This window comes from Ignavibacteriales bacterium, from assembly GCA_026390795.1.
Taxonomy (GTDB): domain Bacteria; phylum Bacteroidota; class Ignavibacteria; order Ignavibacteriales; family Melioribacteraceae; genus Fen-1258.
In genome coordinates this window covers 1,100,980-1,112,961 of the sequence record JAPLFG010000003.1, presented here as the reverse complement: position 1 = coordinate 1,112,961, position 11,982 = coordinate 1,100,980, and the positions used below count along the sequence as shown (strand labels likewise).

General features: G+C 35.5%; 11 protein-coding genes. 6 read left to right on the top strand and 5 right to left on the bottom strand.

Features of this window, described 5'->3' with window-relative positions; all coding sequences use genetic code 11:
• From NTX65_08500 to NTX65_08485, 4 genes are all read right to left on the bottom strand, one after another.
• The gene (locus NTX65_08500) at window positions 1-495 is read right to left on the bottom strand and encodes a hypothetical protein (protein ID MCX6169366.1); all 495 of its coding nucleotides are present in this window, start codon (window positions 493-495) and stop codon (window positions 1-3) included.
• A gap of 471 nt (window positions 496-966) precedes the next feature.
• Entirely contained in the window at window positions 967-1,419 is a 453-nt protein-coding gene (locus NTX65_08495) for a hypothetical protein (GenBank protein MCX6169365.1), read from the bottom strand.
• A complete protein-coding gene (locus NTX65_08490; protein MCX6169364.1) occupies window positions 1,416-1,685 on the bottom strand; it encodes a hypothetical protein in 270 nt (89 codons plus the stop codon). Before NTX65_08490 ends, NTX65_08495 begins: the two co-directional genes overlap by 4 nt.
• A 272-nt stretch (window positions 1,686-1,957) precedes the next feature.
• Entirely contained in the window at window positions 1,958-2,257 is a 300-nt protein-coding gene (locus NTX65_08485) for a 4Fe-4S dicluster domain-containing protein (protein ID MCX6169363.1), read from the bottom strand.
• 259 nt (window positions 2,258-2,516) lie between these two features.
• Here NTX65_08485 and NTX65_08480 point away from each other — a divergent pair, with 259 nt between their 5' ends.
• From NTX65_08480 to NTX65_08455, 6 genes are all read left to right on the top strand, one after another.
• Entirely contained in the window at window positions 2,517-4,532 is a 2,016-nt protein-coding gene (locus tag NTX65_08480; protein ID MCX6169362.1) for a M1 family metallopeptidase, read from the top strand.
• Between the two features lie 16 nt (window positions 4,533-4,548).
• Complete coding sequence (locus NTX65_08475; protein ID MCX6169361.1) at window positions 4,549-5,466, top strand: hypothetical protein; 918 nt, start codon at window positions 4,549-4,551, stop codon at window positions 5,464-5,466.
• A 384-nt stretch (window positions 5,467-5,850) separates the two neighbouring features.
• Window positions 5,851-7,521 (top strand): hypothetical protein, encoded by a 1,671-nt coding sequence (locus NTX65_08470; GenBank protein ID MCX6169360.1) that lies wholly within the window; start codon window positions 5,851-5,853, stop codon window positions 7,519-7,521.
• Window positions 7,518-8,936 carry a DUF5723 family protein gene (locus NTX65_08465; protein ID MCX6169359.1) on the top strand — a complete coding sequence of 473 codons (1,419 nt, stop codon included), beginning with the start codon at window positions 7,518-7,520 and terminating at the stop codon, window positions 8,934-8,936. The genes NTX65_08470 and NTX65_08465 overlap by 4 nt, the downstream gene beginning before the upstream one ends.
• A gap of 91 nt (window positions 8,937-9,027) precedes the next feature.
• The gene (locus NTX65_08460; protein ID MCX6169358.1) at window positions 9,028-10,113 is read left to right on the top strand and encodes a three-Cys-motif partner protein TcmP; all 1,086 of its coding nucleotides are present in this window, start codon (window positions 9,028-9,030) and stop codon (window positions 10,111-10,113) included.
• Between the two features lie 5 nt (window positions 10,114-10,118).
• Window positions 10,119-10,841: a phage Gp37/Gp68 family protein gene (locus tag NTX65_08455; protein MCX6169357.1), complete on the top strand. Its 723-nt coding sequence runs from the start codon at window positions 10,119-10,121 to the stop codon at window positions 10,839-10,841.
• 31 nt (window positions 10,842-10,872) lie between these two features.
• On the opposite strand, the gene NTX65_08450 is transcribed toward NTX65_08455, so the two are convergent.
• A complete protein-coding gene (locus NTX65_08450) occupies window positions 10,873-11,940 on the bottom strand; it encodes a methylated-DNA--[protein]-cysteine S-methyltransferase (protein MCX6169356.1) in 1,068 nt (355 codons plus the stop codon).
• Between the last annotated feature and the right edge of the window lie 42 nt (window positions 11,941-11,982).

The following is an 11,982-nucleotide window of genomic DNA, read 5'->3' as shown; positions in this document are numbered from 1 at the left end:
TTATTTTTGATCGTAGCTAAATGTTGGTGTTGCTAAATATCTAAAAATATACCATCCGTCGTTCTTCTGTTTTCTTAAAATTCTTACTGCACGCTCTGAATAAATCGGACTCATCTTATTTTCAATTGGATCCTGCATCAGAAAAGACCCGGTTGTGAAGACATATGCTAGCTCACCCGAAAAATCAATCTCGTCAATTTTAATTTCCCACTTTCCAGCAGGATATTGTTTTTTATATTGAATCAATTCATTTCGCAACATATCCACCCCAACTACGTCGTCAGAATCTGAAATTATTCCTTTATAATCACTTTCAAAAAAAGAAACAGCTTTATCCATATCGTTCGAATTATATGCGTCTATAAAATTCATTACAGTTTGCTCAACAGCTTTTTCTTCGGAAGTACGGACAAGTCTTTTTTCTCCTTCGGGTACTTGTTTAGTACATGCGGAAAAAAGAATTATGATTGATAAAATTAATATTGATTTCGACATATACCATCCGCGCTTATTTTGTTAATCTTAATTACAATTATAACAATTCGGTATCAAATCTGTTAATCTTTATAAGGAATTGATCCCGACGGTTAATTAAACATATTAATTGAAACAGAGGTTCTATTTATAGAAGCAAAAATATCAAAAACGGCGAACGCTTCTTAAAATAAGAGTCCCAAAAATTGTTTCATATTTTTCATTTGATTTTCAATAATTAATTATCCCCAAATTTTTCCATTCAAAAATTTATGGATTTTCTTTGTACCGATGATTTACGACTATTGCAATAGTCACTGTGATGCATTCCAAAAGAATCGGGACGAAATAATAAATAAGAAAGGGTTATTAGTCCTTCTCTACTTCTTGTAGAGGTTACAGTGATTATAAATAAACTTGGACCCCGGCTTCAGTGCCGGGGTTTTATTATATAGTGCTTCGATTTATGAGCGGCATGTTTTTTTCTAGAATTTATTGGTGCTGTAAAAAAAGCCTTAGAAGCGCCACAATCCATGTTATCTGTTCTTGTGTTATTCCCAGAGACTCCAAGATTTTTTCCTCGTCTATCAGATCTTCACCATAGAGTTCCGATAACATTCTTTTTGTTTTCTTTTTATTTAATTCAAAAGAGATCAATTCATCATCAGTCATTCCTGTACGTAGTTCTTCATGTGAAAATTTGTGCGGTTCCAGATATCCATTAATTATAGCTTTCTGATAAATTTTTAAATTTAGGGGAATAAAAATATTTTCATTATTAAACTCGAACCGGTTAGTTGTGTTATCTGGAATTTTGCGGATGATGAAGTTTTGCTCATTCTTATTCTCTTTATTAGTCGTTTTACTAGTATCCCCAACGGTCTGAGCCAAAACCGGCAGAGTGACAACAAGAGAAAAAAATATTGAGAGACAAATATTTTTCACAAAAGACTCAGAATTAAAATAATTATTACACCGGCTGTTTTTGCTACGCCCAAAATTTTTCTAATAGTTGAAACCTCGGGATAAGTTTCTTCTTCGGGAGGTGGTAAAACAAGTAATTTCTTCAGCTCTTTTTTGTTTTTCTTGTAATCGGTTAATTCTTTTTCCGAAAGACCGCTTGCTAATTCCTCATCAGTATAACCTGCTGTATCATCAATAATGATGAATGATTTTTCTTTTAAATTTTTGATCTCGTTAAGATCTTTCAATTTTATGATTAACGATCTTGGAGGAATCTGTGGTGTTATAATAAGTTTTTTTTGAGCTATCTACTAGCTTGTACGGTCCCTCTTTTTTCAAGAGGGTAGTGTCCTCCTGAGAAAATAAAACAAGCGGCGAAAGTGATAGAAACAAAAAAAATATTTGTAACCTCATGGATCCACGCACTTAATTGTTGTTATAAAGTATGAACAACCGCATAGTTCCGTTTAAAATAAAAAACCCCGGCAAATAGCCGGGGTCTTTTGGAAAAATTCAAAAATTATCTTCCAACTTTATCCAAATGCTCCTTCTTAACCGCCAATTGCTCTTTTGTTTCAACATGTGACGGATCTGTTATAATTGCTTCTGTTGGACATGCAGGAATACATTGTGGTTCATCATAAAATCCTACACACTCTGTGCACTTGTCGGGAACGATGTATGTGTGTTCTTCTGAAAGCGCTGCGTATTCTTGTCCACCAACATTATAAGCAAGACCTGGTGAGTAAATAGCTGTGTTTGGACATTCAGCTTCACATGCATTGCAAGAGATGCATTCGTCTGTTATCATGATTGCCATAAAAAAAATCCTCCGGATGAAATATAGTTTAGTAAAAATGCATTCCAAAAATAATCAATTGTTCTGAAATGGAAGCTATCTTAAATCTTTTTTTTACTGATTATTAGATGAAGACCATCAGTCCGATTAAATGAGTTTTTTCAAAAATGAAGATAATTGGAAAACTGAGTTGGAAGTTTGAATTAATGGTTGACTTTTACTTTATGTTAAATGATTTTATAATTCAAATCAGATCGATTAACAAAAACGGCATATCGAAATGAAATTAAAACTTAATCATCTATCCTTCGTCTTTGCGATGACTTTTATGATTGAAGTCGTCACAATTGATGCGCAAATAATTTTTAAGAACCCGCTTAGTCCCCGCATTGCTAACTACAATATATCAGCAACTCTTGATGCGGACAAAAAGATAATTGACGGCAAAGAAATTCTTCGATGGAAAAACACATCACCGGATCTGATAACAGAACTCCAATTTCATCTCTATCTCAATGCATTTAAGAATACAAACTCGACATTTATTAAAGAATCGGGCGGACAGTTAAGAGGAATTTCGACGGACGTTAGTAAAGAAATATCTTGGGGTTACATCGACATCAATTCGATAAAATATGTCGGCGGCAATGATCTAACAAGCAAAATGAAATTTATTCAACCCGATGATCAGAACAAGAGTGATGAGACGGTAGTTAGTGTTTCGTTGGAAAAACCGATCAAACCAAATGAAGAGATTGCCCTGGAAATAAATTTCAAATCGAAACTTCCTAAAATTTTTGCTAGAACGGGATTTGCTGAGAATTATTTTCTAGTTGGGCAATGGTTTCCAAAAATTGGCGTTTATGAATATCCGGGAATTCGGTATGCAGAGAAAGGCGGCTGGAACTGTCATCAATTTCATGCAAACTCTGAGTTCTACGCAGACTTCGCGGTATATGATGTTAATATAACTTTACCTCAAAAATTTATTGTAGGCGCCGTTGGAGTATTACAATCAAAAATCAACAACAATGATGGAACGGCGACTCATCATTATCGAGCCGAAGATGTTGTAGATTTTGCTTGGACAGCTTCCCCAAATTTTCAAGTTGTTAACGATCAATGGCAAAATGTAAAAATAAAATTGATGCTTCAGCCGGAACATTTTACTCAAGTTGCAAGACATATCAATGCAGTTAAAGCCGCGCTGGAATATTTCGATAAAAATCTTGGCAAATATCCGTATACCACAATTACAATAGTTGATCCGCCGTTAAAGGGAATTGGTTCCGCAGGAATGGAATATCCATCATTTATTACAGCCGGTACATTATGGGGAATGCCGGAAGGAATAAAATTTCCTGAAATAGTTACAATACATGAATTCGGACATAATTATTTTATGGGATTGCTGGCATCTAATGAATTTGAAGAAGCGTTTCTTGATGAAGGGTTCAATCAATATTTTGAAACTCGTATAATGAATTATGCATACGGAGAAAATACTTCGGCGCTAAATCTATTTGGTTATACGGCTGGCGATTTTGAAATAACTCGTCAAAGTTACGTTGGACTAAAAAATCCAAAGCTGGCCGAAATTTTCCGAAAATCATGGGAATATACAGCCGGCGGATATGGTTCATTTACTTACAACAAAACCGCTGTTATGTTGAAAACTCTTGAAGGTATGGTTGGCATCGAAACAATGAATGAAATAATGAAAACTTATTATCAGAGGTGGAAATTTAAACATCCATGTGTAAAGGATTTTATCGCGATTGTGAACGAAGTTGTAATAAAAAATCATGGAAGAAAATTCGGCGACAATATGAACTGGTATTTCGATCAAGTGTTATATGGGTCGGATGTCTGTGATTATAAACTTGCTTCAATTTCGAATCAAGAAATAAAAAATGTAACTGGATTAATGGACCAAAACGGTAAGAAAGAATTTTTAAAACGAAATGATGAAAATAGCGGCAATTATAAATCAATAATAGTAGTACACCGGATTGGTGAAGTTAAATTACCAATTGAAATTCTTGTTCATTTTAATAACAATAAAGAATCTCTTGAAAAATGGGACGGACAAGCACGCAGCAGAGAATTCAAATATGAAGGAAAGAACAAAATTGTCTGGGCTAAAATTGATCCTTTTAATAAAATTCCTCTAGACATAAATGTTGTGAATAATTCATTAACGACAGAGCATGAAAGCGGGGTATTCATAAAATATGCTGCAAAGTTTTTGTTCTGGGCGCAAAATGTAATGCTAAGTTTTTCAATGTTGTTTTAATTATGCGAGGTGATAATTGAAAATATTAAAATCATACAGCCGCGGATTTAAAGAAGCTCGCACCTCTACAAAAATTGTTTTCATTATCTACGGAAGCACATTATTGCTGGGATTAATTGCGGCTGGTGCGTTCAATTCACAATTAACCGGAATGGCTGGTGCGAGAATGGAATTATATAAACTGCTTCCTAATTTTGACTTTACAGTCTATTCTGATTTTATGAATAACTATGGTGATATTATTCAACCTTTTATTACGCAATTAACATGGTTTGGTTTATTCTATTTCTTCTTTACAGCGTTTTTCGCCGGCGGCATCTTAAAATATTTTGAGGGATCTTCCATAACAAGCAAAGCGCAGGCATTCTTTGCCGGCAGCACAAAATATTTTTTCAGATTCCTGCGTCTCGGTCTTTACGTTTTGTTTTTTCAGCTTATTGTCTTTGCAATAATTGCATTAATTTTTTCTTCCATTTTTACCAAGGCAGTTGATAACACAACCGAACCGACTCTTTTTGTAATCTTATTAATTTGGAGCGTGCTGCATTTATTCTTTTTCATATTGATCTCAATAATCTCAGATTACACAAAAATTATTTTGGTTAAAGAAGACTCTAGAAAAGTTTGGCGGGCATTAATTACCGGGCTGAAATTCACATTTAAGAAAATTTATGTAGTATATCCGCTCTACATTCTTTTACTGATTGTTCCTGTCGCCGCAACGCTGATTTATTTTTGGCTGGATGAATTAATTGATATGCGGAGTGAATTTACCGTTTTAGTTATGCTTATCATTCAACAGATTTTCATTTGGTTTAGATTGTTCTCAAAGGTGTGGATTCTCGGCAGTGAATTTGTGTTATTTAATGATCATCTGATTGAACAAACAAAACCATTATTAACGCAAGAATTTTTGGTAAACGAATCACTTTAAAAATAAGGAAGGGCTTAAAACCCTTCCTTATTTTACTTCTTATAAATAATCGGCTCTATTTTTTTGCGTCTATTTCTTTCAGCAATTCATCACACGCTGCTTTAAGTTGTTCATCAACTCCTTTTGCAATCCAGTCAATCGAATTATGAATTATAATGTCCGGAACAGCAGGACCCAGTACTAATGAAAAGAATAAATTATTCTATTTAGTTAAGAAATGTTAAAACGGGATTTTGTCTGTAAATATATATCGTCGGGTGCAAATACTTGTTTCCGGAAGCAGAGAACTAATCATCAAAATGTGTTTTACCTCCTTGCCGAAGCAGAAATAAATATCTAAGTTCAATTAAACTTATAAGTACTTATTAATCAGAAGGACAAAAAATGAATTTTAATCGAAAATATTATCCAATATTCTATTCGGCAATTCTTTTATCTCTTCTCGCGCTGGTTCAGTCATGCGATATTAAAGAACCAACAGCGCCGAATTGGGATGTCTCTTTAAACATTCCAATCGCAAATAAAAGTTATACTATGTTAGATATTGTTGAGAATAAATCAAGTCAGATCCAGCACTATACTAACGGTGCGAATCAAAATTTGCTTTATTATTCCAGCGTGCAGCAGGTGGATAATATAACGCTTGGTGATAAACTCAAACCGGATCCTTCTTCTAATCCTGTCCCGGGAACAATTAGCATCAGCTCCGATTCAATTCAAACAGATATCGATCTTTCGTGGATTAATCCTCCGGTAAGTCCCGGAATGCAAATCGTATTACCGGCACTTCCCGAAACAAATATGTCCGGAAATTTTAGTTTAGCAGATCAATTTCAGATTGTAAAGATTGCATCGGGATCTATTGATTTAACAATCACTAATTATTTCCCTTCACCGGTAAAGGTAACTCTTAGAAATATTGTACTTAAAAATGCCGGAAGCGGAGAAATAATTGCTCAGTTGGCGGGACCAATTGATATTCTTCCTTTGCAATCGGTAACTCGAACATCAATTCCAATAGTTCAGGGAATAAGAGTAAAAAACCAGTTGACACTGGAATCCAAAATTTCATCAACCGGAAGCAACGGACAGCAAATTACTTTACCTCAAAAATCTTTGACAATAAAAGCGAAGTTTCATGACCTCAAAGTTTCAGAATATACAGGGCAGTTAAAGCCAACTGTCTTTGAGGCAACGAGAAGTGCTGTTGCGCTTGATGTGAAGGACATTCAAAATAAATTGAAGTTCCAGCAGATCAACTTGAAAAATCCGAAAATAGAACTGCATTTGAGATTAACTGCTAATGTTGAATTTAGCATTAACGGTTCCGTTGAAGCCCGAAATTCGATTGGGCAGAGGAGCGTTATGACTTTGAGTTCGAGAACTTTGGATAGAACACTTATTACGCAAGCAGATTCAGTTATTACATTCAACGCAGATAGTGTAAGTAATTTCTTTAGAAATTTTTCTCAGCTTCCGGATTCCATTGTAGTTTATGTAGGAGGAATTGCTAATCCGAATAATAAAATAATTAGTGTTACAGGCAACGACCAGTTGATTGTAAGCAGTAAAATGGAATTCCCGTTTGAGTTCGGATTGAGCGGCGGAGAATTTGCAGATTCTGTAAAAGTAGATTTTAAAAATGATGACCGGGATAAAATAAAAGATGTAAATTCTCTTGGTGCATCAGTGACTATAACAAATGGAATTCCTGCAGCCTTAAGTTTTACAGCAAAGCTGTATGATCAGAACAACAATTTTTTAACTTATTTTCCCCCAAAGTACCAGGATCAAGATACGGTTGTTAATGTAAGCGGTGCCGGTGTTGATGCAAATGGAAATGTTGTCTCCAACACAACACAAACCGTTACCGTAAAAACCCTTAAGAGCGAAATTGATAAAATCGCGAATGCTTACTACATGCGTGTTAGAATCAAATTAAATACGGCTGGTTCTGGAAATCAATCAGTACGATTCAAAACTGATAATACCATTAAGTTCCTCGCTTCCGGTTCAACTAATTATCACATTAATCCAAAGGGGAACTCTAAATGAAAGCGTATAAAATAATTTTTGTTATCGCATTCGTATTTACTTTGAAAATATTTCCACAGGCAAGCGGCTCAATCGGGATAGCGGATGCACGTTCTGCGGCAATGGGAAAGACAAGCGTAACTTCATCATTCGGATTACGCGCGATCGGTAGTAATCCAGCGAATTTATTCAGCGATTCTTTAAAGCACGTAGAATTTGTTATTTCGTTTCCGCTTCCAAATCTATCGGGAAGTGTCGGAACAAATTTTATGACAATTGATGAATACAATTATTTTTTCGGAACTAAAACAAAAGACGCAGAAGGAAAGAATGTAGGTAGATATTTAACCGATGCCGATAAGAGCAGATTGAAAAACTTATTCGCCGACGGCGGAGCGGTAACAAGCGATATTCAATTACAATATTTTGCAATCTCCATTAAACCAAGCAATGCATTCGGAACAATTTCATTCTCAATGGGAGATGTTTTTTCTTCAAACGTAACTATTCCTAAAGGACTAGTATCCATTGCTTTAGATGGAAATCCAGTAAATCAACTTTATAATTTTAACGATACCAAATTAAAAGCGTGGTGGCTTCGTAAATACTCTCTCTCTTACGCGCGCAGCATAAACATATTACCGGTATTTCAAAAAATTTCTGTCGGAGTTTCATTCAATATAATTCAAGGTTTTGCTTATGTTGGAACCGAGCATGTAAATACTCAATTAACAACCGGTGCGGGAAATATTATAACGGGTAAGGGAGATTTTTTAGCATATGCCGCATTCTCGCCGGACTTCAATGTGAAATATGACTTCGATAAAAGCACAACTGTAAAAAAAGATTTTAATTTTACCCCATTCCCAACTCCGGCTGGAAACGGTTTGGGACTTGATTTTGGATTGAATGCAAAATTGAATGATGTCTGGTCTTTCGGTTTTTCAATTACAGATATTGGAAGTGTTAAATGGAATAAAAACGCCGCTCAATATTCATCCAACTCGCCTATCTATTTAGATGATCTTTCAAGCCAAAGTCAGCGCGACTCTTTGGTGAAAGCGCTCGTTGGAAAAGATAATGGAAAATATATAAGCGAATTCACCACACAGCTTGCGACTGCTCTGCATCTCGGTGCTTCAATGCAGCTTAATAATTTATTGCTGGCTTTTGATTACAATCAAGGATTTAATGATCAGCCGCGCAACTCCAAAAAACCAAGAGTATCAGTTGGTGCAGATTGGGTTTTAGGATTTTTTGCATTGAGAACTGGTCTTTCATTCGGTGGATTTGATAAATTCAATTGGGGATTGGGTTGCGGATTTGATTTCGGATTTCTCGAAATGAATTTCGGAACACCGGATTTTGAATCTGTTGTAGTTCCAAATTCCGCAAAGAGAGTTACAGTTGCAATTGATTCGAGGTGGAAATTTTAATCAGTTATTGGTTATCAGTGGTCGGTTATTAGTTGCAATGATAAAGGGAATGCTTTAAATTGTTATTATAAAGTCTAAACATGGGGATATTATGGCAACACCGAAAGAAACTTTATGGGAAATCGAACCACACACCTTAGCTAAGCACAAAATTTTAGAAAATTATTTGAAGGCCTGGTATCCAATAATCAGTAAATATAATGATAAGTTAAACTATATAGATGGATTCTCTGGACCAGGTAGATACTCAAAAGGCGAACCAGGCTCCCCTTTAATAGTAATAGATGTAATAAGGAACCATATTACTGAATATAAAAAAGAAATAAATATTTTATGTATTGAAGAACGAATTGATAGAGTTGAACATTTGAATGGGGAAATAAAAAAAATTGATTTACCGAGTAACATTCATGTGAATGTTATCATGGGAAAATTTCATGAAGTCATTGGATTTTTATTAGAAAAATTAGATTCTGAAAATAAATTATTAGCACCGACATTCGTATTTATTGATCCATTTGGATTTTCCGGAATTCCATTTAGCGTTGTAAGGAGATTGTTGAGTATTCCAAAAGTGGAAGTCCTGATAACTTTTATGGTTGACTCTATTAATAGATTTATTGACACATATGGGGCAGGAGACCATATTAATGAGGCTTTTGGAAGTGATGAGGCAAGTAGAATTGTTTCCTTTTCCGCTAATAGAATTAAGGATCTCCAAAATCTTTATCAGAAACAATTAGAAGGGTTGGTTGATTTTGTAAGATATTTTGAAATGTGTGATAAAAATGATAAGACGATATACTATTTATTTTTTGCTTCGAAAAACAAACTGGGTCATTTAAAAATGAAAGAGGCGATGTGGAAAGTTGATGCTGAAGGAGATTATAAATTCTCTGATGCTACAGATCAGCACCAAGTAATACTATTTAGGAAAGACAATTTTGATTTATTACTTCAAGAAATAAAAACGAAATTTTCATCACAAAAAATTGATGTAATCGAAGTAAGAAAATATGTACAAGAGGCGACACCTTTCATTGACAAACATCTGACTGGTGCATTGAAACTGGGAGAAGAATCCTCTATAATTACTGTTGAAACTTTGAAAAAAGATGGGAGTAAAAGAAAAAAAGGAACATTCCCAGACGGGACAATAATTATTTTTGGAAAGTAGAATTAATGGCACTCAAATCATCAATAGAATGGACAGAATCAACATGGAACCCGGTTACCGGATGCAATAAAATAAGTCCGGGTTGTAAGTTTTGTTATGCTGAGAGAATGGCAAAGCGGCTCAAAGCTATGGGCTCAGAAAATTACCAAAATGGTTTTAAGCTAACACTTCAAGAACACGCTCTCGAACTGCCGCTTACTTGGAAAAAACCGCAAACGATTTTTGTTAATTCAATGAGTGATCTTTTCCACAAAGATGTACCAATTAATTTTTTATTGAACACTTTTGAAGTTATGAACAAAGCGAGCTGGCACCGCTTTCAGGTTTTAACAAAGCGTTCCGATATTTTACTGAAACTTGATCCGATAATTCCGTGGAGTGAAAATATATGGATGGGTGTCAGTGTGGAAAATCAAGATTACACTTATAGAATAGATCATCTTCGAGAAACTAATGCAGATACAAAATTTTTGTCTATTGAACCATTAATAGGTCCAATTAATAGCCTCGACCTTACAAATATTAATTGGGTAATAGTCGGTGGAGAATCTGGTCCCGGTGCTCGTCCTATGGAAGAGAGTTGGGTTTTAAGAATTAGAGATATTTGTAAAGAATCCAAAGTACCATTCTTCTTTAAGCAATGGGGCGGAGTCAATAAAAAGAAAAATGGAAGACTCCTTAAAGGTAAAACTTGGAGTCAAATGCCTAAATTGAAAAAAGCAGCATAAACTTTTCTAATCACTAATCACCAACAACCAATCACTCTTTAACTTGCTTCTCAAGTTCAAGCAATCGCTGCTTACGCCAGAGTCCTCCGCCGTATCCGCCGAGATTTCCATTCTTATTAACTACGCGGTGACAAGGAATAACAATAGCGATTCTGTTTAACCCGTTTGCATGCCCAACTGCACGTTGAGCTTTTGGAGTTCCGACCTTTATTGCGATCTCCTCGTAAGAAACAGTTTTTCCGGATGGGATTTTTAATAACTCATTCCATACTTTCTGCTGGAATTGGCTTCCGGGAAATACAATCGGCACGGTAAATTGTTTAAGAGTTCCTTCAAAATATTTTTTCAATTCTTTGCGGAGAAGAATAATGTGTTTGTTCTCTCCAGGAACGATCGGAGACTTGAATAATTTTCTCAATGTAGTAAATTGAGCATCAAGCATTCTTCTGTCAGAAAACTCTAAAAGACAAATTCCCTTATCGGTTGCAGCCGTTACCAATGGTCCCATTGGACTCTCAATCCAAGCGGTTAAGATACAATCGCTAGTTTTACTTTTTCCCGGAGGTTTGCCGAAAGTTTTTACAAATGCGTCTCGGAATCCGCTGTGTGATTCATACCCGTGTCCAAGTGCTACATCATCAAGATCTATTCCGTTTTTAATTTGCTCGAAAGAAATTCCCAACCGTCTTCCTCGGCAATATGCTTGAAAAGTCATTCCGTAGTTTTTCAAAAAATATCTTCGCGCACGAGCCGGATCAATTTCAATTGAACGGAGAAACTGGTCATTATATCGCGCGGTAGGATCGGTCTCAATTATACTGAGTAGTTTTGAAACCCAATCCGGCGGTGTCCCATGCGCTTCCAACGGACGGCATCTTTTACACGGACGGTATCCCGCGAATACGGCTTCACGCGCTGAAGGAAAATATTCAACATTCTGTGGTAATGGTTTTCTTGCAGAACATGAAGGACGGCAGAATATTCCTGTGCTTCTGACAGCGAGATAAAAAATCCCGTCGTAAGTTCCGTCGCTTTTTTTATATGCTCTTTCCATCTCTATTATAGAGGGAAGTGTCTGTTGGTTAATTAAAGTGTTCATATCATAGTCCGATCAAAAATTTGTTGTGCTATTATACAAGCA